Genomic DNA, 26331 nt, shown 5'->3' with positions numbered 1-26331 from the left:
CCTATTCAAGTTTCGCGTAATGCTTCGACACCCAGATGACGGTATGCAAACTCCGTGACGAAGAAGCTCCATCGTTGTGTCAGGTGCCGCTTTCCCCCAACGCCAGTGACCGCCCAGCACGAAACACATTGAGCATCTGTTTGACCGGCGCATGATCTGCCGAAGAAATACTCCGCCCCCGCGCGCCTTGACGTGCCCTGATCACTTCTCCCGCCGCCAGTTCACCGAGCCCTTGGTCTCGATCGTGCTGGATTCGGCTTCGATGTCGAAGCCGCGGCTGAGCAGGTATTTGAGCGTCAGCACCGAGCTGCCGCCGATCATCGAGACCCCGTAGCCGACGTAGAGCTTGGGCGAGAGATATTTGCCGAAGCCCACGACCGAGCCTAACGTGCTGGATTGGCTGACGCCCGCTTCGTCCAGGCCGAGCTTGGCGCCGATCTGCGATGCCACCAGGCTGCTGCCCGCCGAGAGGGCGGCGGAGGCGGCGCTGACCTGTTGCGACTCGTCGCTGCTGGCGGTGGACAGGCCGCGGCCGAGCACCAGATACGACAGCGCTTCGGACTGCGACATCGCCGGGTCCGACCAGACATCGGCGCGCGGCGATTCGGCGCGACCGCTGACATCGATGCCGGCGGTGACGTCGCCAACCTTGCGCTCGGCACGCAGGCTCACGCGCGGATCGGAGACGATATTGTTGTTCCAGGTCAGCTCGCCGCGGGTGATGGTCAGGTCCTGGCCGTACGCCTTGTAGCGGCCGCGCACGTCCAGCCCGCCATTGGCGGTCATCTCACGGCCAGGACGTGCGCGGATCTGCATCTGCCCGCTCAGGCCGCCCTTCAGGCCGAAGCCGCTCATGTTGACCTTGTCGCCGAGCACGATGGCCAGGTCCATATCCAGCGGCGAAGCCGGCGTCTGCTCCGGATCCACCGGATCGAGCACCACCACGTCTTCGGACACCGAGGTGCCGCGATCCAGTCGTTCCAGGTCGATGTCCGCTTCCGGCACGGTAACCTTGCCGCGCAGCTGCATGGTCTTGTCGGCGATGCCGAACTGCATGTCGGGATTGGCGATGATGCGTAGTTCGCTGGTGTTGTACGCCAGCACGTTGTCGCCGCGGATATTGAGCAGCAGCGGCGTGCTGGTGCCGAACCACGACAACCCGCCGTCGACGGTCAGCGTGCCGGGGCCCGACTTGGCCGAGGCGGTGATCTTGGCCGAGCCATCCGGCAGCGCGTCGAAGCGGCCCTTGCCCTCGCTCAGGGTCAGACCCATCGACGGATATTCGGCAGTGAAGTCGCTCAGCGTGGCATCGCCGCCGAGCAGCGGTTTGTCGCGCGTGCCGCGCAGACTGACGTGGCCTTCGACCAGCCCCTTGGGGCGCACCACGTCGGCCACCACCAGCTCCAGCCAGTACAGCCGCGACATGTTGAGATACAGCTCGCCATTGAGCGGTGCGTAGGCATCCCAGCCGGTATTGAACTTGGCATCGACGAAGCCGGCGCCCTGGAAACCGATACCGAGCTTGGCCTGGATCTGCTGCTGGGTGAAATCGGCCTGCATGCTGAACTGGTCGTAGCGCAACAACTCGCCGCGATTGGGGTTACCGGCGACCGCGGCATAACGGTTCTCGCCCAGACGGATACCGCCTTCGGGCGAGGCGACGCGGAAGCTGCCTTCCCAGGCGTTGCCGCGCGGCTTGAAGCTGCCGTCGATGCTGAGTTCGCCGCGCAGATAGATCTGCCGGCCTTCCTGCTTGGGCAGCCACGGCTGCACCAGCGCCAGCGGCAGTGCGTCGCCATGCACCACCATGCCTTCGCGCGGCCAGTTGGCATTGGCGCAGAGCGCTCCGCCGCTGCTGGCGCCCAGGCATGTGTCGGACAAGGTGAACGTGGCACCGTCACTGCTGAACTGCGCCGGTTGGCGCAGTGCCCAGGCATCGCCCTTGGCCGGCACGATGCGCAGCGTGCCGACTTGCCCCTGCCAGCGGGCGCCGTTGCGACGCACATCGCCTTGCACGGCGAGGCTGGCCATGCTGTTGGCGATGTCCGCCTGCAGGCCCAGCGCTTCCACCGCACCGCGTGCCTGCACACGCACGCTGTCCAGCACCACGCCCGCCTCGATCGCGGTGCCCTGCAACGCCAGTTGTCCATCGCTGCCGCGCCACGGCAAGCGGCCACGCAGGCTCAGGCTTTGCGCGCTGTAGGTGTTCCAGCGCAGACCATTGCCGGCGATATCGGCCACGATGTCGGGCGCATCGCGTCGCCCACTCACCTGCAGCTGACCACGGACGCTGCCGGTGGCACCGGGCAGCACGTCATCCAGTTGCAACGGCTGCAATTGCGCCGCGATATCGAGCTGGTCGCCCACCTTGCCCTTGGCATCGATGCGGCTATTGCCCAGCGACAACTGCAATTGTCCCTCGCCCTGAGTGCCGCGCAGGGCGAACTTGCCATTGGCCGACAGCGCGCGCTGGCGCAGTTGTCCACTCAGGCTGGGAATCTCGGCGGTGGCCTCCACCCCTGGCGACACGCCACCGGCCGGCGCCGGCAACTGGCGTCCCTTGGAGGCGATCTTGCCGGACAGGTTGCCGTTCCAGCCGGGAGCGAAATACCCCGGGTCGAACTTGGACAACTGCGCAGCGACATCCCAGTGCAGCGCGGGCGTCCAACCGACATCGCCGGTGAGATCCAGCGAGCCGCCCGGCGTGGTGGCCTGCACTTGCTTGAGCTGGGCGTGTTGCGCGTTGCCGCGGGTATCGAACACGACGGCGGCCTGTTGGCCGTCGCGCTCCAGGCTGGCGCGACCGATCGCGGCCCAGGCCTGCAAGGTCCCGGCCACGCCCAGGCGCGCCTCGGTCAGCTCCACCGGCACCAGCGGTGCGTCGGGCGTGCTCGGATCGGGCGCCGGGGTGAAGCGCAGGCTGCTGGCATTGACGGCAAAGCGGAAGCTCGGATTGTCGGCATTGCGGAAGTCGGCCGTGCCCTGCAGTTGGGTGCGGCCTTCGAAGGCATCGACGATCAACGGCTCGACGGTGAGCACCTGGTCCTGCAGGCGGAGATGCGAGGGCTGCACGGTGAGACGGAGCTCGCCCTGTTTCAGGCTGCCCTGCAGATCAGCATTGCCGCCTTTGCCGGAGGCCTGCAGGTTCAATGCGATCGGGGTGGCCGGTGGGGGCTGCTCGCCGTCGGCTGCCGGAATCAGCAGCGAGGTATCCAGCGCCTCGCTGACGGCCTTGAACGCCCAGCTCGGATCGTCGCGACCGGTGAACACCAGGCTGGCCTGCAACGGTGCCGGCGCACGCCCGGCAATGGCCACCTCCATTCGCGCCAGGTCGCCGCGCGCCACCAACCCCAGGCTGGCCGGGGTGCGCCCGCGCGCGGCAGGCAGCACCGCGGTGGCGGTGAGATCGGCCTGGTAGTCCTTGCCGGGCAGGTAATCGCCATGCAGGCGGAAATTGCCCTTGTCGGTGTCCACGCGCAGCGCGCGTGTGCGCAACTCGCCGGTGGCGACCTCCAGCCCGCCCTCTACCCGATGCAGGACGATCATCGGTTGCTGCAGCTGGGTGATGCGCAACTGCTCCACCGCGATGTGGTCGGCCTGGATCGCCAGCGGTACGTTGATCTGCGGCAGCGACTCGGGCCAGCTGGGCAGCTTGAACGGTTCCTCGCTCTTGCCCAGGTTCAAGCTGGCGTTGCTGACCTGCACCGCATCCAGCTGCAGCTTGCGGCCCAGCAAAGGCCGCAGGTCCGGCTCCAGGTACACGCGCTCGGCGGTGAAGTGGATGTCCTGGTAGCGGAAGTCGACGTTGCGCAGGGTCAGCGGCCCGGCCACCGGCCCTTCGACCGCACCATAGCTCAAGCTGGCACCCACCGGCAGGCGGGCGACGACCTGGGCCAGCAACACATCGCGCCCGGCCACCGTCTGCAGCAGCCAGTAGACGGCGATCAGCGCCAGCACGCCCAGGCCCAGCACGGTCAGCCCAGAGCCGACCCAGAACCGGCGCCGCCGGTAGAAGCGCGCGCGTGGCGCGGCCGGTGGCGGCGTCGGCGCACTCACAGGTTGGCCCCGATGTCGATGTACAGCTGAACCTGCGAATCGGGATTGTTCAAGCCGTGGGCGATATCCACCCGCACCGGGCCGACCGGCGACCGCCAACGCAGGCCGAAACCCACACCGGCATGCCAATCGGGGCGATCGTCGAAGGCACTACCGCCGTCGACGAACACCGCCCCGCCCCACGGGCCACCGTTGAGGTAGTGCTCGTATTCGGCGCTGGCGGTCACCACGTTCTTGGCGCCCAGCGCGAACTCGTCCGGCTTGGGCGTGCGCGGGCCGACCTCGCGGAAGGCGTAACCGCGGATGCTGTTGGCGCCGCCGGCGAAGAAGCGCAGGCTCGGCGGCATCGCGACCAGGTCGCTGGTCCAAGTGGTACCGCCTTCGCCGCGCAGGATCAACCGACTGTTGTCGCCGGCGCCGAGGAACCAACGCAGCTGCCCATAGAGCTGGCCGAAGTTGGTATCGGACCCGGCGCCTTCGGCACCGCCGCGCAGGAACGTCGTCACCGACACGCCGCGGCGCGGGAACAGCCGATCGTCGACGTTGATGTAGTTGACCTGCAACTGCGGGTACACCAGGGTGGAGTTCTCGTACACAGCGCCGGTGAAGTCGTTGCCGCTGCTGAAACGCCAGCGCTCGCGCAATGCGTTGATCGAGGCGATGGCACTCCAGTGTTCGTTGATCTGGCCGCTGCGGCTGCCGGTCAGTTTGACGTTGCGCAGATCGATGTACTCGGTCTGCTCGTCGTACAGCCGCGCCGAGGCGGTGTACCAGCCATCCAGCCAACGGAACGCCGGCACGCGGTAGCTGGTGGTCAGGCTCTTGCGCTTCTGCGCGTAGTCCAGCTGGGTGTCCATCTTGTGCCCGCGCGCATTGACGTAGCGCCGTTCCAGCCCGCCGCGCACACCGGCACCGCTTTCGCTGCCGTAGCTCAGGCCGGCGGTGTAGATGGTGCGCTTGGCACGGGTCAGCTTCACGTCCACCGGCACCCGGCCCTGGGCGTCGGCTTCCTCCGGCTTGGGCTGGATGTCGATGGTGCTGAAGTAATCGAGCTTGGTCAGCGACTCTCGCAGGCGGTCCAGCTTGCCCTCGTGGTAGTAGCTGCCTTCCTCCCAGTAGACCAGCGGATCGAACAGGCCCTCGCGAAAATAGTCGTAGTCGAAGCGCACCTTGCCCATGTCGTAGCGACGGCCGCTGTCCCAGCTCAGGTCGATATCGGCCGCATGCTCGGCGCGCGTGATCTCGACGCGGCGCTGGGTGAAGTCGGCATCGAAATAGCCGCGCTCGGCCAAGCGGCGGGTGATGCGCACCTTGCTGGCCTCGTACTGGGGATGACTGAACACCTGGCCCGGACGCGGCTCGAACCGCTTGAGGTCTTCGCCAAGATAGCGATCGTCCTCTGCCCAGCCGGTCAGGGCGATATGCGAATGACGCACGCGGACCGGCTCGCCACGCTGCACGGTGATCACCACGGTGAGGCGATCGCCATTGCGCGGCGCGGCGATGTCGATGGTGGGGCTGTAGTAACCGAACGGCTCCAAGGCCTCACGCGTCTGCCGCTCGGCCTGCGCCAGCAGGTACTCCAGCCGCGACTCACCCTGCACCTTGCCCACGGCCTCATAAAGAGACAGCGACACCTCGATGTTCTCGATCATGGCCGCGTCATCGCCTGCATCCAGCCCCTTGATCTCGATCTTGTCGATCGTTCCGCGGGCCAGCACCGGCAGGGGCAACAGGACCGCGCACAACAGGGAAAGAGCAAACGCGACTTTGAGCATCGGCCAAGAATACCTAGCGTCGCTGTGAAGGGACACAAAAAGTGAGCGGACCCGACTATACGACACCCGGGGGCCTGGATTAGAGTCGGCCTGTTGTTAACGTTTCGTTGACACCCCTTGCGCCCCGCCTCCCCGCTAGCCGGGCGCCGCGTTTCACACCTTTGGAGAGAGGTCCTCTATGAAGCGTCGTTTGCTGGCCACTGCCGTCTGCACCGCCCTCGCTGCGCCATCGTTTGCGATGGCACAGGAACAAGGCGACGTGACTGAATTGAACAAGGTCACCGTGACAGGTTCGTTGATTCCGCGTTCCCAGATCGAGACAGCCACGCCGGTGTTCTCGATCACCTCCCAGGACATCCAGCGGCGTGGCTTTAAGGACGTCTATGACGTCTTGCGCTCGCAGCCAATGGCGACCGGCTCGGTGCAGGATGGCCAGTTCAGTAATGGCTTCACGCCCGGCGCCAAGTCGCTGAGTCTGCTCGGTCTGGACCCAGGCTTCACCCTGGTGCTCATCGATGGCCGGCCGATGGCCGACTACCCCCTGCTCTACAACGGACAAAGCAACTTCGTCGACCTGGCCAGCGTGCCAGTGGGCATGGTCGAGCGTATCGACGTCGCGCCTGGCAATCAGTCGTCGATCTATGGCTCCAGCGCGATTGCGGGCGTGGTCAACATCATCCTGAAAAAGCACATGGATGGCGTGCAGATGAATTACCGCATGGGCACCTATGACGGCGGTGGCGGCAACAACCAGCGCTTCCAGCTCACCGGTGGCAATACCTTCGGCGGACTGGACATCGTCTGGGGTCTGCAACTCAATAACCAGGATCCGATCTACGGCTTCCAGCGCCGCGATTTCGATTCGACCAGCGACAACCCGGACCCGACGCTGCGTTATGGCTCGCGGATCGCCCTGCACAACACCCCCAGGACCTACATCGACCCGGGCGCCGCGAACTGCGCAGCGCTTGGACCGCTGTTCAACGGCTCGGTGCAGTACGACAATCGTGCCAACCGCGGAAATTTCTGCGGCAGTCGCGCCGAACCCGGCTATGCGAGCATCCTCAACAAGGAGCGCAGCGCCAGCGGCTATGCCAACCTGAGTTATGCATTCAACGACAATGCCCAACTCTACTCGACCCTGCTGCTCAATCGCACCAAGGTGGAGGTCAACAGCGGACCGCGCTTCTGGCAGACCTCGTCGGACACTGGCGGTCTGTTCTATAACCAGAACACCCAGCAGTTGGAAGGCTATCAGCGCATCTTCGCACCGGAAGAAACCGGTAGCCTGGATTTCAACAACGACCGCCAGTCCGCCGATTCGTACAACATCGCGCTTGGCGTGAAAGGCGGCTTGGGCGCCAGCAATTGGACTTACGATGCCTACTACGCGCGTTCGGAATATCGCATCGAAAGCCGCCAGCAATGGCCGCTGGCCGACCGTATCGAGGACTTCTTCCGCGAACAGTTCCTGGGCCCACAACAGGGCGAGTACTACGGCTACCCGATCTATTCGCCGAACGATGCCAACTTCTATCGCGCATTGACGCCGGCGCAGTACCGCAGCTTCAACGATGAAATCCGCACCAAGTCCAGGACCTGGACCCAAAACGTCAACCTGCAGCTGACCAATACCGAGCTGTTCAAGCTGCCGGCAGGCGCCGTCGGCTTCGCTGGCGTGCTGCAAGCCGGCAACCAATACTGGACCAATCCGACCGATCCGCGCGTCATTGCCGGCGACTTCTATCAGCTGACCGGCACCCAGGGCAGCGGCAAGCGCAAAAACTGGGCGGCTGCCTTCGAAACCCGCATCCCGATCCTGAGCACCTTGACGGCCAACCTGTCCGGGCGCTACGACGATTACAAGAATCAGGGCGGCGGCGGCGATTCCAAGTTCACCTACAAGGCTGCGCTCGAGTTCCGCCCGATCGACTCGCTGCTGTTCCGCGGCAATTACGCGACCGCCTTCAAGGCGCCGGATATGGCCTTCAGCTTCGCGGGCGACAGCGGCTTCTTCCAGTCCGTCAACGACTACTACCGCTGCGCAGTCGAAGAGCCGAACGTGCCGATCGCCGATTGCACCTATGCTGGTACGACGATCGCCGGGCGCCGCGCCGGCAACCGCGACTTGAAGTCGATTACCGCAAAGTCTTGGGGCTACGGTGTCGTGTGGTCGCCAAGCGCACGCTTCAGCGTCAACGGCGACTACTATCACATCAAGATCGACCAAAAGGTCAGCGATCTCAGCACCGACAACCTGCTGCAAACCGAGTCTGCCTGCCGACTGGGCAACCTGGACATCAATTCGCCCACCTGCGTGGATGCGCTCTCACGCATCGATCGTACCGGGCCCGATGCACCTGTCCCCAATCGCCTGAGCAATATCCGCATCAATCCGGTGAATATTTCCAATGAGGAGATCTCCGGCATCCTCACCAAGGCGACCTACAATCTGGCGACCGCCAATTGGGGCCTGTTTGTTTTCGATGCGCAATACAACCTGACGCTCAAGCACGAAAGCCAGCAGTTCCCGCAGGACCCCGTGCGCGACCTGCTCAGCGAGCCGTTCTTCTCCTCCGAGTTCCGCAGCATCACCAATGCATCGGTGACGTGGCAGAAGGATGCGTGGACAACCACATTGTTCGGTCAACGCTATGGGCGCACACCGAACTTCCTTGCGCAGCAGAGCACCGATGGCTATGCGGTGGCCGGCGCAGGCAAGGTCGGGCCCTGGACCACGTTCAATGCAACATTGGACTACGCGATCAACGACGACGTCTCGCTGACGGCCACGGTCAACAACCTCACCAACCAGCGTCCGCCGCGCGACCGCACCTACACCAGCTACCCGTACTACAACATCTTCAACTACACCGGCTACGGCCGTTCCTACATGCTGGAACTGAACTGGCGTTTTGGCGCCGCCCACTGATCAGCTGATCGGCGTGTGATCCAGCGGCAGCCGCAATGGCTGCCGCTGGGATTTGCGGACCGACAACGGGGCAGGCGCTGCGGCTTGGCCAACCGTCGAGCCGCGATCATCGACGAGCGGATCGTGTTGTAGCCGAGCAGCATCACGGACTGCGCTCATATCACTGACTGCCCGCGCCAATGCGGGCGAGCGGGGCTCACGGCAAGACCCGCGGCGTGCGGGCGTCGCTAGATCGGCCCAGGCCGAACCAGGTCCATGCCAACCAGTGCCTGTCGCAGCGGCTCCAGCTGCACTGCATAGCGGCGCCACTCTTCCACATTGCGTGCATGCACGCCTTCACGCACCTGCACGGTGCTCAGCGTGGCCGATGCCGCCGCGTTACGGGTAATATCGGTCTGCCCCGGCTCGATCGCCAGTCCACAGCGCGCCATCACCTGCTCCAGTACCGATGCAGGATCGCGCACCATGTGTGTGTACTCCACATCGATCACCCGACCAGGCAACGCGGCCCGCCATTGCACCATCAATGCGTGATAGGTCTGGTAATGCCGGGCAAGCGTGCCCAGGTCGTAGCTGTAGGCGTACGAGTCGCCGAACAGCGCGCGGTAGTTGGAAAAGCACACGTCCATCGGATCGCGCACCAGATGCAGGATCACCGCGCCCGGCAACGCGCGTGCGATTGGCCCGATCGCCACTGCATTGGCAGGCAGCTTGTCGATATACCAACGCGCCGCGCCTGCGCGCCACTGCGTCTGTTCCAGGTAACGCTGCCCGATCTGCGCGTAGTCCAGCGTTGGAAGCGCCTGCAGCAGGGGTCTATCGAGCAAGCTCCTCCCGGCCTGATCGGCACCCCAGCGCAGCTGATGTCCGAAGTCATTCAGTTCGCCGGCCGAGACGATCTGCGAATGGTTGCCGAGCATTCGTTCCAGCACCGTGGTGCCGGAGCGCGGCATCCCCACGACGAAGATGGGCTGAGGGCCCTGTGCGGCGGCAGCTTCGCCGGTTGCGAAGATCCCTTGCGCAGCCAGCGCACCCAGTTCCGCATAGAGCGACGCTTCGGCATCGGCGTCGTGACGCAGCCGTGCGTGCATCACCGCATTGCCATGCTGGAGGGCATCCCAGGCCGCATCGACCTGGCCCAGATCCTCCAGCTCCTTGTACAACGCGAACGCAAGACCGGCGCGATCCTCGCTGTCCGGAGCCGACTGCGACAACTGCGCGCGCAATTGTGCGACATGATTGTCGGTCGCTGTCTGCCGGCGCAATCGCGCCCGGGTCAATGCTGCCCGACCGTATCCCGGCTTCAGCGCCAGCGCCTGGTCCAACGCCTGCGCCGCCTCGTCGAGGCGACCGTTGAACTGCAGCTGCACCGCAAGGAAGAAGCGAAAGTCCGCTCCGTCGAAACCGCATGCCTGGGCACGTTGCATCATCGCCAGCGCTTCGGGGTGTTCACCCAGGGACTGATGCACATGCGCCAGCAGGGCCAACGTGGCGCCATCCGCGCACCGCATGACCGACGGATGCCGCAGCAGTGCGTGCAGGTCACGGTGCTCGCCGACACGCAACAGTGCCTGCGCCACCCGGCAGCGCATCGCCACATCCTCGTGCGGGACATGCTGCGCAGCCGAACGCAGCTGCGTCACTGCCTCGCGCATTCTGCCCTCGGCGAGCACGGTTCCGGCGAGCAGGACGCGGGCCGAGACATGCGTCGGCTCCACTGCGACGACCGCCTGCAACGCCGCTGAGGCGGCTGCCATATCGCGGCGCGCCAGCGCGGCCTGGGCGTTTTGCCAGTGCACCGCGCCGGCGGAGCTGGCCATCAGTTGGACAGGTGCTCGATGGCGGCCACGCTGCCGAGGCGCTCGCCGAGCTTCTTCAGCAGGGCGAGCCGGTTGGCGCGCAACTGCGCGTCCTCGGCGTTGACCATCACGCCGTCGAAGAAGGCGTCGACCTGCGGTCGCAGGCGGGCCAGGCGCGCGAGCACGGCGACATAGTCCTTGTGGTGCAGGCTGGCACCGGTGTCGCCGATCGCTGCTTCCACCGCTTCGGCCAGGGCTTCTTCGGCCGGTTCGCGCAGCAAGGCCGTGTCGATGTCGCCCGGGATGTCGCCCTCGGCCTTGCGCAGGATGTTGCGGATGCGCTTGTTGGCTGCGGCCAGCGCTTCGGCCTCGGGCAGCTGGGCGAAGATGCCGATGGCCTCGATGCGACGGTCGAAGTCGTAGAGGGAGGCGGGGGTCGCGCCCGAGGGTGCTCCTACGCTGGGCGGTGTAGGAGCACCCTCGGGCGCCACCGAGAACAGCGCAGCGACCGCATTGAAATGCGTGGCCGGTACGCCCTTCTCGGCGTAGTAGCCGCGTAGGCGGTCGAGGATGAAGTCGAACAGATCCAGGGCAAGGGTTTCGGTATTACGATCTGCGTGCGGCTGCACGGCCTGCGGAAGGCCGCCGATTGCGGTATCGATCAGGCCGCGCAGATCCAGATCAAACCCCGACTCAATCACCGTCCGCGCCAACCCCAACGCATTGCGCCGCAGCGCGAACGGATCCTTGTTGCCGGTCGGCTTCAATCCAGCCGCAAATCCGCCCGCCAGCGTATCCAAGCGCTCGGCGATCGCCAGCACCTTGCCCAGCGGCGACAGCGCGATGTCGTCGCCGGCAAAGCGCGGCTGGTAGGCCTCGTCGATCGCCAGGGCGATCTCGCTGGGTTCGCCGGCAGCATCGGCGTAATGCCGTCCGGCGATGCCCTGTAGTTCGGGGAATTCGTTGACCATGCGCGATTGCAGGTCGTTCTTGGCCAGCGTGGCGGCGCGGCGCGCCTGCACCAGATCGGCGCCGACCTGCGGCGCAATCGCTTCGGCCAGCACCGCCACGCGCGCGACCTTGTCGGCCACCGTGCCCAGCTTGGCCTGATAGGTCACCGTGCGCAGGCCTTCACCCATCGCGTCCAGCCCCTGCTTGAGGTCTTCGTCGAAGAAGAACTTGGCATCGGCAAAACGCGGGCGGATGACGCGCTCGTAGCCCTTGGCCACTTCGGCGACGTCCCTGGATTCGATGTTGGCGATGCCGATGAACTGCTCGGTGAGCTTGCCGCCGGCATCGAGCACCGGGAAGAACTTCTGGTTGATCTCCATCGTCTCGATCAGCGCTTCCTGCGGGACCGCGAGGAAATCGCGCTCGAAGCTGCACAGCACCGCCGACGGCCATTCGACCAGGTTCACCACCTGCTCCAGGTTGTCGTCGGTGATGCGTGCGCTGCCACCGGCGCGGGCGGCGGCGGCCTCGACTTCGGCGACGATGCGGGCGCGGCGCTGGCGCGGATCCACCAGCACCTTGGCCGCGCGCAGCGATTCGACGTAGTCGCCCGGTTGGCTCAGCCACACGGTCTTGTCGTGCAGGAAACGGTGACCACGGCTCATGCGGTCGGCGCGCAGACCGAACAGCTCTGCGTCCACCACGTCCTTGCCGTGCAGCAGCACCAGCCAGTGCACCGGGCGGGCGAAGGCGTGGGCGTGATCGCCCCAGCGCATCGGCTTGGGGATGGGCATCGCAGCGATCGCCTCGCGCAGGATCTCAGGCAGCAGCGCGGCGGTGCGCGCGCCCGGGGTCACTGCGCGATGGACGAAGCGCTCGCCCTTGGCGTCGCTGGTGCGCTCAAGCGCGGTCCAATCGATGCCGGCCTTGGCGGCAAAGCCGGCCAGTGCCTTGGTCGGTTGGCCGTCGGCATCCAGCGCGATGTTGAGATACGGCCCCAACACTTCCGAGCGCTGCTCCGGTTGCTCGCTGGCCACGCCCGGCAGCAACACCGCCAGCCGGCGTGGGCTCGACAGCGGCACGGCGTCGCCGCGCTCAACGGCGATGCCGCGCTTTTCCAGTCCGGCCAGCACGCCATCGAAGAGGGCCTGCGCCAGACCCGGCAGCGCCTTGACCGGCAGCTCTTCGGTGCCCAGTTCGATCAGCAGGGGAAGTTGTTCGCTCATGTCAGATGGACCTTGCTTGTTCCTTCTGCCGTCAACGGGCGAAGGTGACTGGAGGATGTGCTTCTCCCGCTGGCGGGAGAAGGTGGCGCGCAGCGCCGAATGAGGGTCGTGCCGAGCGGGATGGCCTACTGCCCCCATCCGCCCTGCGGGCACCTTCCCCCGCAGGCGGGGGAAGGAAACTGCATCAGCAAGCCGCCGGCATCAGCGTTTGACGCCAGGAAAGCCGAGCTTCTCGCGCTGCGCGTGGTAGGCCTGTGCCACCGCCTGCGCCAGCGCGCGCACCCGCAGGATGTAGCGCTGGCGCTCGGTGACGCTGATCGCGCGGCGCGCATCGAGCAGATTGAACGCGTGGCTGGCCTTGGTGACCTGCTCGTAGGCCGGCAGCGGCAGGTCGACTTCCACCAGGTGCTTGGCCTCTGCTTCGCAGGCATCGAAGCGATGGAACAGCTCGGCGACGTTGGCGTGCTCGAAGTTGTAGGCGCTCTGTTCCACCTCGTTCTGGTGATACACATCGCCATAGGTCACGGCCGCACCGTCCGGGCCATAGGTCCAGACCAGGTCGTAGACGTTGTCGCAGCTCTGCAGATACATGCACAGCCGCTCCAGCCCGTAGGTGATCTCGCCCAGCACCGGTTTGCACTCCAGCCCGCCGGCCTGCTGGAAGTAGGTGAACTGAGTCACTTCCATGCCGTTGAGCCAGACTTCCCAGCCCAGGCCCCAGGCGCCGAGTGTGGGCGATTCCCAGTTGTCCTCGACAAAGCGCAGGTCGTGCACCAGCGGGTCGATGCCCAGCGCCTTGAGCGAGCCCAGGTACAGCTCCTGGATATTGTCCGGGTTGGGCTTCATCGCTACCTGGTACTGGTAGTAGCGCTGCAGGCGATTGGGGTTGTCGCCGTAACGGCCATCGGTTGGACGGCGCGAGGGCTGCACGTACGCGGCATTCCACGGCTCCGGTCCCAGCGCGCGCAGGAAGGTGGCCGGATGGAAGGTGCCGGCGCCCACTTCCAGGTCCAGCGGCTGGATCAGCACGCAGCCCTGTTCGGCCCAGTACTGGTTGAGGGTCTGGATCAGGCCCTGGAAGGTGATCGGAACGCGCCGGGAATCGGACATGCAACAAGGCCGTACGGAAGGGGTGCGCTAGTATACCGGCCGACCCGCGGCGCTTCGCCGCCGGACACCGCCGCCGGAGACCAATGCAGATGGAACAACGGCGCACGGCCGATCCCCAGCCCACGCCTGCCGGCCTGCCGCGCGGGCGACTGGGCTTCGATGCGGTGGCCGCCGCGCTGCTGGACGATGGCATGGTGGTGCCGCACGAGCACGAACGCGTGCGCTTCTCCGCCACTGGCGTACGCAATGCCAGCGAGGTGCATCCGCTGGTGCTGCTGGCCAACCTCAAGCTGCATGCCGCCCAGCCACCGGCCGGTGAGCTCGGGCTGGAGCGGCTGACCGAATGGTTGGCCACGCGCACCGGGCTGCGCTATCTGCGCATCGATCCCACCCGGGTCGACGTGGCCGCCGTCACCGGCGTGGTCTCGCACGCCTATGCGCGCCGCCACCGCATCCTGCCGCTGGCGGTGGACGCCGAGCGGGTGCTGGTGGCCACCAGCGAACCGCTGGCGCTGGAGTGGCTGGCCGACCTGCAGCATCTGAGTCGCCGACGCATCGAGCTGGCGCTGATCAATCCGCTGGACCTGCATCGCTACACGATGGAGTTCTTCGGCGTGACCCAGTCGGTGCGCGGTGCGCGTGCCGATGCGCGCGGCGGCGACGGCACCACCACGCTGCCCAGCTTCGAGCAGCTGGTGGAGCTGGGCCGCACGGGCGACGTCAATGCCGACGATCACCACATCGTGCACATCGTCGACTGGCTGCTGCAGTACGCCTACGAACAACGGGCCAGCGACATCCACCTGGAACCGCGGCGCGAGGCCGGGCGCATGCGCTTCCGCATCGACGGGGTGCTGCACAAGGTGCTGGAAGTGCCGCCGTCGGTGATGACCGCGGTGGTCAGCCGCATCAAGGTGCTCGGGCGCATGGACCTGGCAGAGCGGCGGCGCCCGCAGGACGGACGCATCAAGACCCGTTCGCCGGGCGGGCGCGAGGTCGAGATGCGCTTGTCGACCATGCCCACCGCCTTCGGCGAGAAATGCGTCATGCGCATCTTCGATCCGGATTCGGCGTTCAAGAGCATCGAGCAGTTGGGTTTCAGCCCCGAAGAAGCCGCCGGCTGGAGCGCGCTGGTCGAGCGCCCGCACGGCATCGTGCTGGTCACCGGTCCGACCGGTTCGGGCAAGACCACCACGCTGTATTCCACTCTCAAGCGGCTGGCCACGCCGGACGTGAATGTCTGCAGCGTGGAAGACCCGATCGAAATGATCGCGCCCGAGTTCAACCAGATGCAGGTCCAGCAGAACATCGACCTGGATTTCGCCAGCGGCGTGCGCACGCTGCTGCGCCAGGACCCGGACATCATCATGATCGGCGAAATCCGCGACCTGGAAACCGCGCAGATGGCCGTGCAGGCCTCGTTGACCGGCCATCTGGTGCTGTCCACGCTGCACACCAACGACGCCGCCTCGGCGATCACGCGTCTGCTCGATCTGGGCGTGCCGCATTACCTGGTCGCCAGCACCCTCAACGGTGTGCTGGCCCAGCGCCTGGTGCGCACCTTGTGCAACCACTGCAAGCGGCCACACACGCTGGCTGAAGCGGACTGGGCGGCGATCCGCGAGCCCGGCGAAGCGTTGCCGACTCCACTGAACGTACACGCGCCGGTCGGCTGCCTGGAATGCCGTCGTACCGGCTATCTGGGCCGGGTCGGGCTCTACGAGTTGTTGCCGGTGACACCGCGTCTGCGCAGCCTGATCCGCGCCGATACCGACCTGGCCAGCTTCAGCCAGGCCGCCCGCGGCGAAGGCCTGCGCACACTGCGCCGCACCGGGCTGGAGAAGGTCGCCGCCGGGCTGACCACCATCGAGGAAGTGCTGTCGGTACTGCCGCCACGCGACTAGCCGCGTCGGCGCGACGGATCTTGGCCGGCCACAGGCAACCACCGTCGTGATGCGTGGTCGTCAGACGCGCATCGCCCCTCTCCGCCGCGACTGCCGCCGGCGCCGATGGAAGCCGGCGCGGTACCGATGCTGGGACTGGTGTCGGCGCAATGCGGCCGGCAGCGACGCGGTAGCGCTGGCGACCGGCCGCAGATCGCGACGGCGCGCATGCCGAGTGACGGTATGTGATCGGCGACCCGTCCCGTCTGTGCGGACCAACGCGCACGCGGCCACCCGGTATAAACAGATTCCAACCAGGCATGAGCTCGCCGGCCCCAGCCGGCGGCTGAGGCCGCACAGCCGCTCCGGCTTGCCTACAATCGAGACTTCCGTGGTGGCTGGTGTGTGTGCTGCATGGGTTCCCTGCCGTTCCTGATCCTCGAAACCGGCCAGCCGGTGCCGGCGCTGAAACGCTACGGTCGCTTCGCCGATTGGATTCGCGTCGCCGCCGGCCTGACGCGGCAGGAGGCCGTCGTGGTCGACGTCGCTCACGGCGGCGCCCTGCCCGATCCCGCCGGCTTCGCCGGCACCCTCATCAGCGGCTCGGCCGCCTTCGTCACCGACCGGGCCGACTGGAGCGAGCGCAGCGCGGCCTGGCTGCAGCAAGCCGCCGCGGGCGGCGCGCCGCTGCTGGGCATCTGTTACGGACACCAGTTGTTGGCGCATGCGCTGGGCGGTGCGGTGGACTACAACCCGGCCGGTCGCGAGTCCGGCACCATCGTGCTGGAGCTGCAGCCGCTGGCGGCACAGGATCCGCTGTTCGCCGGCCTGCCCGCACAGTTCCCGGCCCATGCCACGCATCTGCAGACAGTGGTACGCGTGCCCGACGGCGCCGCCGTGCTGGCGCGCTCGCAGCAGGACCAGTGCCAGGCGTTCCGCTGGGGTCGGGCGACCTGGGGCGTGCAGTTCCACCCGGAGTTCGCTACCCACCACATGCGCGGCTACGTGCATGCGCGTGCCGAGTGCCTGGCCCGCCACGGCCGCTGCGCCCGCACGGTCGCGCGCGAGGTCAGTGCTGCCCCGCTGGCGCGCAAGCTGTTGCGGCGTTTCGTGCAACATGCGCGCGGCCTGCACGCCGTTGCACATCATCCCGCCGCACACACGCAAAAGGCGCGATAATCCTACCCAGCCGGATGGTCCGGTGCGTATCGATCCGGAATGGGAATGAGCGAAATTCGCAAGGTGCCGGCCTCCGCCGGCGCAGAATGGCTATTGACGGGATTCTCCCTGCTCAAGCGGGCGCCAGTGGCGCTGGGCACGTTGGGGGTGATCTGGGCCGTGGCCGCCACCGTGGTGGTGTCGCTGTCGATGCTGGTGCCGCTGCTCGGCCCGGCACTGCAGTTCCTGATGGTGCTGGCCGGCCCGTTGTTCATGGGTGGCCTGCTGTGGGCGATCCGCGAAGTCGACGAGGGCCGCACCGCCCGCCCGGTGCATCTGCTGCATGGGCTGCAGGACGGACGCGCGCCGCATCTGCTGGTATCGCTGCTGCCGCAACTGGTCGCCGGGCTGCTGCTGGGCGTGCTGTTGCTGGTGATGATCGGCCCCAGCGGCTTGCAGCAACTGTCGGAAGTGATGCTCAAGATCAACGCGATCAGCCAGTCCGGCGCGCAGCCGGATCCGGTGCAGATCGAGCAACTGGCGGCCAGCCTGCCGGCCGGTCGCATCCTGCTGTGGCTGCTGATGATGGTGGCGACCTTCGCTGCACTGACGCTGGCACTGTTCGTGATGCCGCCGCAGGTGATGTTCGACCGCAGCACCGGCGGCCATGCGCTGCGCGAGAGCCTGCGCGCCAGCCTGCACAACCTGCCGGCGATGCTGGTGTTCTTCGTGCTGGCCTTCATTGCCATCTTCGCGATCTATTTCGCAGTGATGATCGTGGCGTTGATCGTCGGCTTGGTCGCCGGGCAGACGGTGGCCATGTGGCTGGCGCAGCTGCTGTTGATGGCGGTGCTGATGCCGGTATTCGCCGGTTCGGTCTACGCCGCGTGGAAGCAGCTGTTCACCCACGAAGGCGGTACCCAACCGAGCGCGCCCACGCGCCCGGATGTGTTTGCGGCTTGAGATTGTCCGCCAAGGCGGCAAGGGTCGAGGGCATAACCGGTGCGCAGCCCTCTCTTTTGCGCACCGCAGGACCCGCCATCGATTAGGCGATCTCGTCGATCTCCACCCGGACGACATTGAAACAGGTGGGCATGACGTCGAACGGCAGTGGACGCGCGGCGAAAATGTTTCTGCAAGTGGCCGACTCCACTGAAAGAAGTGTTGGTGTCCTTGCGCAAGCGCGCGTCTCGACCATGGAAAGGCTCGCCCGCCCGCTTCCCTGAGGCGTCGATCCGGACAGTCAATGCGCCATACATGGCGCTGAGAAAGTCATGAGGTTCGGTACCGAACGACTGCAGCGGATCGATCGCGTTGTGAATCAACAGCACACTCGGCATGCCCGCATTGGCGCCTGCCTGGACCTGACCGCGCGCCTCGACGATCTGTTGTCGGACGTGCCATCGGATGGTTCGCGACCAGACGCCTGCTGGGGAAATTCCCCGTGTACTTTGGATCTGCTTGATCTCAACCGCCACTGCGGTGCCGCCAAGCATCACTGCATAATCCGGCGTCTTGGTCGACGTTTCAGCGATTCGCCGGCAATCGAGCCGGTGCTGCGCGCAGAAGGCCTCAAACAGTCCCTCTGAGGCAGTCAAAGACATGACCGTTTGGACTGTCCCTAAATCGCCTTCGGCGCCACCGCCCGCGAGGCGATGATGCCGAGCTCGTAGAGCAGGCACATCGGAATGGCCAGCATCAGCTGAGAGACGATATCCGGCGGGGTCAGCACCGCGGCGATCACGAAGATGCCGACGATGGCGTAACCGCGGCCATCGGTGAGCTGCTTGGGCGTGACCCAGCCCAGCAGCACCAGGATCACCACCGCCACCGGCAATTCGAAACTCAGGCCGAAGGCGAAGAAGATCGCCAGCACGAAGTCCAGGTAGGAACCGGCATCGGGCGTGAGCTGGATCACGTCCGGCTTGAAGGTGGTCAGGAAGTGGAATACCGACGGCAGCACCAGGAAATAGGCGAAGGCGCAGCCGATGTAGAACAGCAGCACCGCCGAGCCCAGCAGCGGCAACGCCAGCCGCTTCTCGCGCTGGTACAGGCCCGGGGCCACGAACGCCCATGCCTGATAGAGCAACCACGGCGCGGCGGCGAACACCGCGGCAAAGAAGGTCAGCTTGAGCGGGGCGAAGAAGCCGCCGGCCGGATTCATCGCGATCATGGTCTGTCCGGCGGGCAACCGCGAGATCAGCGGCATCGCCAGCCACGAATAGATCGAGCGCGCGAACGGCAGCATCGCCAGCAACACCACGCCCAGGCCGATCAGCGCGCGCACCAGGCGCAGGCGCAGTTCCACCAGGTGTTCGATCAGGCTGCTTTCGGCCTGTGCATCGTCAAACAGGCTCACGAACGCGGCTCCCGGTCTGATTCGGGCTTGGCCGCGGACGGCCGCTGGCCCGGACCAGGCACCAGCGTGAGCCGCGGGCCGGGCACCGGTGCCTGCGACGGCGGCGGCACCAGGGCCGGGCCATGGGCGAGCGGCGGGCTCGGCGGATGCGTAGGCTGGGACGCGGGTGCCGGCGCCGCGAGCGGATCGATCACTGGGGCGTCGACCGGGTTGGTCGGTGTCACCAGCACATCGGCCTGGGCGGCGCTGCGGATGTCGATGTCGCGACTGACGGCCTCATGCAACTGCTGCGCTTCCTGTTCGACATGCTGCTGGGTACTGCGCAGCTGGCCTTCGGCCTCGCGCAGCGAGGCCTGCACGTCCTGCAGGCTGCGCTTGAGCTCTTCGGCTTCCAGCTCGCGTTCCAATTCCTGCTTGACCGAGTCCCACTGCGCGCGCGCGCGGCGCACCCATAGACCAGCGAAGCGCGCGGCCTTAGGCAGCCGCTCGGGACCGAGCACCACCAGGGCCACCACCGCGATCAGCGCCAGTTCGCTGAAGCCAATGTCGAACATGACGCGCGACCGGGGTCAGCGAGCGTCGCGGTCGCGCTCGGCCTGCGCCTGGCGAGCCTGCTCGGCGGTGCGGGTGTCGTCACCCAGCGTGCCGGTCGGCTTGTCGTCGTCGTGCATGCCTTTCTTGAATTCCTTGACCGCGTTGCCGAGATCCTTGGCACCGCCGGTGAGCCGCTTGGTGCCGAACACCACCAAGACGATCACCAGCACGATCAGCCAATGCCAGATGCTGAGACTGCCCATGATCCGCTCGCTTACTTAAAGAGAAGAAGACGCAGGATACCCCAGGCGACCGCGCACGGGGATGACAGCACTAGCGGTGACCATCCAGCGATTCGGTGCGGATCTCGCCTTCGGACACAGGTTGGAAGCCTTGCGGTTGCGGTGCTGGGGCACCGGACTGCATCGGCTGGGTACTGGCCTCGGCCGGCGGCGGCGGCGTGCTGCCGCCCTGCTGCGCCGGTGTCACCGGCGGATGCACGGCGATCGGTGCCGGCGCCTCGTCGCCATCGCGGCGGTTGTTGCGCGCCGCGTAGGTCACTTCTTCCAGGCGGTCGCGGAAGGCGACCACATCGGTGGACGGACGCTCGCCGGTACGGCTTTCGAAGATCATGCGCGGCGTACTGCCACTGCCATACGCATTCAGGTCGGCTTCGTCGTCGATCTGCAGCACCGCACCATCCAGCGCCACGCCGGCGAACAGGCCGCGCGCGCGTGACCACGACCAGATTTCTGCCTTGAGCTGGCCGTCGGTGGCGGCGGCGGCATTGCGGCCGACCGGACCGGCGGCCACGCCGGCATCGGCGCCCAGGGTGAACTTGCCGTTGACGATGTTGTCCAGGCTGCGGTCGTTGCGGAACACCAGCACGACATCCGAGGACTGCACGCCGGCCTGGAAGCCGATGCTGCCGCCGGTGAGCTTGACGAACACCGGCTGCGACCAGCTGCCGTCGGCGTTCTTCACCGACATCAGGCCGTGGCCGCGGCGACCACCGATCACCAGGCCGGCCTTGAGCGTGTCCGGGATCACCACGATGGCGCGCGCCTCGTCGAGCAGCTTGTCGGGAATGGCCTGCTCGGGAATCTTCATGATTTCGTTGAGCACACGCACCGCGTTGCGCGCACGCTGGTCTTCTTCCGGTCCGGCCACGGCATGCCCGGCGGCGAGGGTCAGCGACAACAACAAGGCCAGGCGTGGCAGACGAGGCATGACAAGCTCCAGGGGACGATCGGGCAACAATAAAGCACTGGCGGGACGTTAGTCGCGCCGCAATGAATCGGTGGTGAGCGCAGCAGGGGTGGCAAGAGGCCGGCAATGGCGGCGATCGACACGCTGTAGTCGGCAGCGACAGCCGCCTCTGCCAGAATGCCCACATGGACACTTCCCCCGATACCGCCCTGTTGGTCGTCAACCTGGGCACGCCCGAATCGCCCACCGCACCGGCCGTGCGGCGCTACCTGGCCGAGTTCCTCGGCGACCGCCGCGTGGTGGCGATCCCGCCGTTGTTCTGGAAGCCCCTGCTGTACGGGGTGATCCTGCCGATCCGCGGTCCCAAGTCGGCGGCAAAGTACGCCAAGGTGTGGTTGCCGGAAGGCTCGCCGCTGGCGGTCTACACCCGTCGCCTGGCCGACGGCCTGCAGCAGGTCATGCCCGACTGGCAGGTGGCCTGGGCGATGCGCTATGGCGAGCCGGCGCTGCGCAAGGCGCTGGATGCCCTGCGCGGGCGTGGCATCCGCCGCATCGTGGTATTGCCGCTGTATCCGCAGTATTCCACCACCACCACGGCCTCGATCCAGGACGTGGTCGACGCCTGGAAGCGCAGCGCGCCGCAGGTCGAAGTCGCGCTGATTTCCGATTACGCCGAAGACCGCGGCTGGGTCGCGGCGGTGGCCGATTCGATCCGCGCGCATTGGCAGGCGCATGGCCGCAGCGAGCTGCTGATGTTCTCCTTCCACGGCCTGCCGCAGCGGGTGGCCAACGCCGGCGATCCCTATCCGCAGCAATGCGAGCGCAGTGCGCAGGCGATCGCCGCGGCGCTGGAGCTGCCGGCCGAGGCCTGGAAGATGGGCTACCAGTCGCGCTTCGGGTCCGAGCGCTGGTTGCAGCCGTATGCCGAGCCCACCTTGTGGGCGTTGGCCGAAGGCGGCGTCCGCAGCTTCGACCTGGTCTGCCCGGGCTTTGCCACCGACTGCCTGGAGACGCTGGAGGAAGTGGCGCTGGGGTTTGCCGAGACGCTGGCAGAGCGCGGCGCCACCCTCAGCTACATCCCCTGCCTCAACGACAGCCCCGCGCACGCGCAGGCGCTGGCCGCCGTGGCGAGTCGCGCGTGAGGCTGGAGCCGTTCACCTGCGCGTTGCCGATCGGCACGCTCAGCGGATTGCGCAGCAGCACACGCGGAACGCGTCGCGTGCTGGCCCTGCATGGATGGCTGGACAACGCCGCCAGCTTCCTGCCGCTGAGCGCGCAGTTGCAGACCGCCGACATGGACCTGGTCTTGCTGGACCTGCCTGGCCACGGCCACAGCGCCTGGCTGCCGGTGGGGGCCGACTACACCCTGGCCAGCGCACTCGGCAACCTGCTGCTGGTCGCCGACGCCCTGGGCTGGGAGCGCTTCGACCTGCTGGGGCATTCGCTGGGCGGCGGCATCGCCAGCCTGCTGGCCGCGGCCGCGCCGGAGCGGATCGCCTCGCTGGTCGCCATCGAAGCGCTGGGCGCGCTGGCCGAGCCGGTCGCCACCACCGCCAAGCGGCTGCGCGAGGCGGTGGCGTCGGCACGCACGCTGGCGCAGCGTCCGTTGCGGGTGTTCCCGACGATGGAGATGCCGGTCCGTGCACGCATGATGGCCAACCAGCTCACCGAGGGCTCGGCGCGCTTGCTGGTCGAACGCGGCGTGCGTGTGGTGGAGGGCGGCTATAGCTGGTGCAGCGATCCACGGCTGACCCTGCCGACCGCCATCCGCATGACCGAGGCGCAGATCGATGCGGTGTTGGCCGGCATCGCCTGCCCGACCCAGGTGATCTTCGCCACCCCGGGGCAGCCGTACTTCCCGCCCGCGCTGCGCGATCATCGCGTGGCCATGGTGCCGGGCGCGCAGCTGCATCTGCTGCCGGGCAACCACCATGTGCACATGGAACAGCCACACGCAGTGGCGGCGGTGATCGACGCGTTCTGGGCGAGCCTGCGCACCTGAGCGTGCGGTGCCGGCCCAGGCCGGCATCGGTGGAGCGACGGCGAGCGCTCGTCGCCAATCCTCGCCCTCAGCCGGCCTGCAACAGACGCCGCAGCTGCGCCTTCAACTGGCGACCATGCTCGTGGAAATACGTGCGCTCGTCCCGCCAGTGCGGACAGCGTCGCTCCACCTCGGCCCAGAAGGCCGGCGAGTGATTGGCCTGCAGCAGATGGCAGAGTTCGTGCACCAGCACGTATTCGAAGGCGGACGCGCGCCCAAGCACCAGGGCCAGGTCCAGCGCCACGGTGCCGTCCGGCGCCAGCGACCCCCATTGCGAGGACATCACCTTGAAGCGCAGCCGCGTCGGTGCGCGTGGCAGTCCGGGTAGATAGGTCGGCAGCCAGCGGCCGACATCGGCGCGTGCCTGCGCCTCGTAGAACTCCTTCAACGTGCGCCGCAGGCCGGCATCGCTCACGCGCGCCGGCACATGCAGATGCGCGCCGTCGGCGTCGACCTCCACCCGTGCATAGCGTGCTTGGTGCCAGTGCAGCGGCAGCAGCGCACCACGCAATGGCAGCAAGCCAGGCGCACCGCGCTCCAGTGCCGGCAGCGCATCGACCTGCTGGTAGCGCGCCAGCTGCGTGCTCAACCACGGCAAATGTGCATGCAGGAAGCGCTCGCCAGCGGCCAGGCTGGCGCGCATCGGCAAGGTCAGTCGCGCGCCGCGCTCGTCCACGCTGAGCTTGATGCGGCGCGCGCGCGGGTCGCGCACGCGCAGCACCTCGACCTGGCGATCCTCCAGCTGCAGCCGCACGCAATCGCGCTCGACGATGTGCGAGGGAGGCGCGAGCAGGCGGCGGACGGGACGGAACATGCCCAAAGGATAGCGCCGCGATGTGTCAGCCGGTGAAAGGCTCAGGCCTCGGCCTTGCTGAGCTTCAGCGCGCCTTCCAACAACAGGAACAGCCGCCGCAGCTCTCCGCTCATCAACGCGAAGCGGGCGTCCAGCTCGGCCCGTTCGCCGTCGCCTTCGCTGTGCTCGAGTTGATCCAGCGCGCCGTCGAGGAACTTGAGCTTGCGGATCACCAGGTCGTCGCCGAGCACGAAGGACAGATTGTCGTCCAGCACCAGCGCCAGCTTGGTGACCTGCTTGCCGGCCTCCAGATGCTTGTCGATCTCGTCGCCACGCAGTTCCTGGTGCTGGCACTTGACCACCGCACCGCCTTCGATCGGATCCTTCATCTCGCATTCCTCGCCCAGGCTCAAGCCATCGGGCAAGGGCTCGCCGGCGATCCAGCCGGTCAGGATGGCGCGCGGAGCGACTTCGGCATTGAGCGGCAGTGCCGGAAAGCTGCCCAGCGCGCCGCGGATCTGCGACACCACGTTCTCGCCGCTCTTGCGGCTGGACGCGTTGACGGCGATATAGCCGTGCTGCAGGTCCAGGATGGCGTCCAGGCGCGAGCTCTTGACGAAGGCGCGCGGCAGCAATTCATGGATCAGATCGTCCTTCAGGCGCTTGCGGGCCTTGCCGCCCGGCCGGCGCCCTTCCTTTTCTTCGATCTCGGCGACCTTGCGCTCGAGCAGATCGTTGACCACCGCACCAGGCAGGATCTTGTCCTCGCCGCCGACGGTCAGCCACAGGAAATCTTCCAGCCGGTGCGACAGCACCTCCTGCTCGTCGCGGCCGAACGGCGAGATGAAACCGCGCGAACTCATTTCCAGCGGGCCGACCGGCTTGAGCTGGACCGGCGGCAACTGGGTCTCGATCTCCGAGAAGTCCAGGGTGGTGGGAAAGCGGAACAAGGTGAGATTGCGAAAGAACATGCGTTGGACCAAACCAGAACAAACGTGGAGGGGGCACGCGCCAGGCTGGCGCGCGGTGAATCAATCGGATTGCGCGGCGCCATCGGCACCAGCGCGCGCGCCGTCGGGCAGGCTGAAGTCGAACAGCCGCGGGTCGGCCAGCTGCTCGGGCCGCACATCGCCCAGCGCCCGGGCGATCTGCTCCACCCGGCCGGGAGACTCGCGGTCCCACTGCTGCAGCATGCGGGCGATCTGCTGGCGCTGCAGGTTGTCCTGGCTGCCGCACAGGTCGCAGGGAATGATCGGAAACGCACGCGCCTGCGCGTAGGCGGCGATATCGGCTTCGCGCACGTAGGCCAGCGGGCGGATCACCACGTGTTGGCCGTCGTCGCTGCGCAGCTTGGGCGCCATCGCCGCCAGCCGGGCGTGGTGGAACAGGTTCATGAAGAACGTGGTCACCAGGTCGTCGCGATGATGGCCCAGGGCGATCTTGGTCACGCCATTGGCCTGGGCGAAGGCATACAGGGCACCGCGACGCAATCGCGAGCACAGCGAACACAGGGTGCCGCCGGCCGGGATCACCCGGCTGACCACCGAATAGGTGTCCTGTTCGATGATCTGGTACGGCACGCCCAAGGCCTGCAGATAGGCGGGCAGCACCTCGGACGGAAAGCCTGGCTGCTTCTGGTCCAGATTCACCGCCAGCAAGGTGAACGGCACCGGCGCCTTGCGCTGCAACTGCAGCAGCATATCCAGCAAGGTATAGCTGTCCTTGCCGCCGGACAGACACACCATCACCTTGTCGCCCGCCTCGAGCATCTGGAAGTCGGCGATCGCCTGCCCGACCTGGCGCCGCAGGCGTTGCGCCAGTTGCGCCTGCTCGCCCTGCAGGCGCGCACGCGGCGCGCGCGATACAGGATCGGCCAGGGGGCGCGGCAGCGGCAGGACGGCAGTCATAAGCCCGCCATTGTAGCCCCCTGGCCGCCTGCACCGGCATGCATAGGGCAAGCGGCAAGACGCCTGAGCGCGGCAGCGCTGCTGGCTGGATGCCGGTGTGCGTGCTGCGCTGAGACACCGCTTGCGTGCGGTCGGGCGAATGGTTCCATCGGCCACTGTTTCGCAGCGCAGCAAGCCTTTCGCCGACGGGCTGGGTAAAGTCGATGCACAGTTCATCTGGAATCGGTACGTTCCCCGGCTTCGCTCCACGGCGCGGCTTTTTTAAGACGTTCGTTTGGTAGCGCTACCATGACCGGCGCCGCCATGCGGGTACTGGCGGGACGACAGCCGCATGGCGGGCGGTGCGGCACTGGCCTGACCGATCGCGCGGCACGACCAGATCCTGAGCCTTCCCTCACCCTGCAGGAGTCCGTTCGCATGAGCACCACCGTTTTCATCGGCGCCAAGGAATACTTCCCCGGCATCGGCAAGATCGGCTTCGAAGGCCGCGACTCGGACAACCCGCTGGCCTTCAAGGTCTACGATGCCAACAAGCGCATCGGCGAGAAGACGATGGCCGAGCACCTGCGTTTTGCAGTGGCGTACTGGCACAGCT

At 66.8% G+C, this 26331-nt stretch carries 19 protein-coding genes and 1 pseudogene; 8 read left to right on the top strand and 12 right to left on the bottom strand.

What is annotated here, in order from left to right; translation table 11 throughout:
* Positions 1 to 201 precede the first annotated feature (201 nt).
* Positions 202 to 4056: a translocation/assembly module TamB domain-containing protein gene (locus tag CKY51_RS09405; RefSeq protein ID WP_022974377.1), complete on the bottom strand. Its 3855-nt coding sequence runs from the start codon at positions 4054 to 4056 to the stop codon at positions 202 to 204.
* Complete coding sequence (locus CKY51_RS09400) at positions 4053 to 5834, bottom strand: autotransporter assembly complex protein TamA (protein ID WP_022974378.1); 1782 nt, start codon at positions 5832 to 5834, stop codon at positions 4053 to 4055. The genes CKY51_RS09405 and CKY51_RS09400 overlap by 4 nt, the downstream gene beginning before the upstream one ends.
* Before the next feature lie 238 nt (positions 5835 to 6072).
* Here CKY51_RS09400 and CKY51_RS09395 point away from each other — a divergent pair, with 238 nt between their 5' ends.
* A complete protein-coding gene (locus tag CKY51_RS09395) occupies positions 6073 to 8766 on the top strand; it encodes a TonB-dependent receptor domain-containing protein (protein WP_211904881.1) in 2694 nt (897 codons plus the stop codon).
* 227 nt (positions 8767 to 8993) lie between these two features.
* On the opposite strand, the gene CKY51_RS09390 is transcribed toward CKY51_RS09395, so the two are convergent.
* The 3 genes from CKY51_RS09390 to glyQ all read right to left on the bottom strand — a co-directional run bounded on the left by CKY51_RS09390 (position 8994) and on the right by glyQ (position 13852).
* Positions 8994 to 10586 carry a tetratricopeptide repeat-containing sulfotransferase family protein gene (locus tag CKY51_RS09390; protein ID WP_022974380.1) on the bottom strand — a complete coding sequence of 531 codons (1593 nt, stop codon included), beginning with the start codon at positions 10584 to 10586 and terminating at the stop codon, positions 8994 to 8996.
* On the bottom strand, positions 10586 to 12742 hold the full coding sequence (gene glyS / locus CKY51_RS09385) for a glycine--tRNA ligase subunit beta (RefSeq protein ID WP_022974381.1): 2157 nt from the start codon (positions 12740 to 12742) through the stop codon (positions 10586 to 10588). Before glyS ends, CKY51_RS09390 begins: the two co-directional genes overlap by 1 nt.
* A gap of 201 nt (positions 12743 to 12943) precedes the next feature.
* On the bottom strand, positions 12944 to 13852 hold the full coding sequence (gene glyQ / locus CKY51_RS09380; protein ID WP_022974382.1) for a glycine--tRNA ligase subunit alpha: 909 nt from the start codon (positions 13850 to 13852) through the stop codon (positions 12944 to 12946).
* Positions 13853 to 13941: 89 nt separating this feature from the next.
* Here glyQ and CKY51_RS09375 point away from each other — a divergent pair, with 89 nt between their 5' ends.
* The 4 genes from CKY51_RS09375 (at position 13942) to CKY51_RS22435 (ending at position 18482) form a co-directional block, all read left to right on the top strand.
* Positions 13942 to 15756 carry a GspE/PulE family protein gene (locus CKY51_RS09375; protein ID WP_022974383.1) on the top strand — a complete coding sequence of 605 codons (1815 nt, stop codon included), beginning with the start codon at positions 13942 to 13944 and terminating at the stop codon, positions 15754 to 15756.
* Positions 15757 to 16149: 393 nt separating this feature from the next.
* Positions 16150 to 16914 (top strand): glutamine amidotransferase, encoded by a 765-nt coding sequence (locus tag CKY51_RS09370; protein ID WP_022974385.1) that lies wholly within the window; start codon positions 16150 to 16152, stop codon positions 16912 to 16914.
* 45 nt (positions 16915 to 16959) lie between these two features.
* A complete protein-coding gene (locus tag CKY51_RS09365) occupies positions 16960 to 17856 on the top strand; it encodes a BPSS1780 family membrane protein (RefSeq protein ID WP_022974386.1) in 897 nt (298 codons plus the stop codon).
* 311 nt (positions 17857 to 18167) lie between these two features.
* On the top strand, positions 18168 to 18482 hold the full coding sequence (locus CKY51_RS22435) for a hypothetical protein (protein WP_155975921.1): 315 nt from the start codon (positions 18168 to 18170) through the stop codon (positions 18480 to 18482).
* 32 nt (positions 18483 to 18514) lie between these two features.
* On the opposite strand, the gene tatC is transcribed toward CKY51_RS22435, so the two are convergent.
* From tatC to CKY51_RS09340, 4 genes are all read right to left on the bottom strand, one after another.
* On the bottom strand, positions 18515 to 19252 hold the full coding sequence (tatC, locus tag CKY51_RS09355; RefSeq protein WP_152249142.1) for a twin-arginine translocase subunit TatC: 738 nt from the start codon (positions 19250 to 19252) through the stop codon (positions 18515 to 18517).
* On the bottom strand, positions 19249 to 19806 hold the full coding sequence (gene tatB, locus CKY51_RS09350; RefSeq protein ID WP_152249141.1) for a Sec-independent protein translocase protein TatB: 558 nt from the start codon (positions 19804 to 19806) through the stop codon (positions 19249 to 19251). The genes tatC and tatB overlap by 4 nt, the downstream gene beginning before the upstream one ends.
* Before the next feature lie 15 nt (positions 19807 to 19821).
* Positions 19822 to 20049 carry a Sec-independent protein translocase subunit TatA gene (gene tatA, locus CKY51_RS09345; RefSeq protein ID WP_022974391.1) on the bottom strand — a complete coding sequence of 76 codons (228 nt, stop codon included), beginning with the start codon at positions 20047 to 20049 and terminating at the stop codon, positions 19822 to 19824.
* Positions 20050 to 20119: 70 nt separating this feature from the next.
* A complete protein-coding gene (locus CKY51_RS09340; RefSeq protein WP_022974392.1) occupies positions 20120 to 21016 on the bottom strand; it encodes a lipid-binding SYLF domain-containing protein in 897 nt (298 codons plus the stop codon).
* Positions 21017 to 21180: 164 nt separating this feature from the next.
* Between CKY51_RS09340 and hemH the strand changes: the two genes are divergently transcribed.
* Both hemH and CKY51_RS09330 read left to right on the top strand, forming a co-directional pair.
* Complete coding sequence (gene hemH / locus CKY51_RS09335) at positions 21181 to 22137, top strand: ferrochelatase (protein WP_022974393.1); 957 nt, start codon at positions 21181 to 21183, stop codon at positions 22135 to 22137.
* 2 nt (positions 22138 to 22139) lie between these two features.
* On the top strand, positions 22140 to 22997 hold the full coding sequence (locus CKY51_RS09330) for an alpha/beta fold hydrolase (protein ID WP_031340878.1): 858 nt from the start codon (positions 22140 to 22142) through the stop codon (positions 22995 to 22997).
* A gap of 67 nt (positions 22998 to 23064) precedes the next feature.
* Here the strand turns inward: CKY51_RS09330 and CKY51_RS09325 are convergent, their stop codons facing one another.
* Genes CKY51_RS09325 through ttcA form a run of 3 tightly spaced genes read right to left on the bottom strand, consistent with a single transcriptional unit; the run spans position 23065 to position 25736 of the window.
* On the bottom strand, positions 23065 to 23850 hold the full coding sequence (locus CKY51_RS09325; protein ID WP_022974395.1) for a YgjP family zinc-dependent metalloprotease: 786 nt from the start codon (positions 23848 to 23850) through the stop codon (positions 23065 to 23067).
* Positions 23851 to 23891: 41 nt separating this feature from the next.
* Positions 23892 to 24800 carry a recombination-associated protein RdgC gene (locus CKY51_RS09320; RefSeq protein WP_022974396.1) on the bottom strand — a complete coding sequence of 303 codons (909 nt, stop codon included), beginning with the start codon at positions 24798 to 24800 and terminating at the stop codon, positions 23892 to 23894.
* A gap of 60 nt (positions 24801 to 24860) precedes the next feature.
* On the bottom strand, positions 24861 to 25736 hold the full coding sequence (ttcA, locus tag CKY51_RS09315; RefSeq protein ID WP_022974397.1) for a tRNA 2-thiocytidine(32) synthetase TtcA: 876 nt from the start codon (positions 25734 to 25736) through the stop codon (positions 24861 to 24863).
* A gap of 417 nt (positions 25737 to 26153) precedes the next feature.
* Here ttcA and CKY51_RS09310 point away from each other — a divergent pair.
* A pseudogene (locus CKY51_RS09310) lies at positions 26154 to 26331 on the top strand (xylose isomerase); the annotation flags it as partial.

The sequence above is a fragment of the Xanthomonas maliensis genome, from assembly GCF_009192945.1.
GTDB classification, from domain to species: Bacteria; Pseudomonadota; Gammaproteobacteria; order Xanthomonadales; family Xanthomonadaceae; genus Xanthomonas; species Xanthomonas maliensis.
Note: the sequence above shows the minus strand (reverse complement) of the source record. Positions and strands in the feature narration are given on the sequence as shown.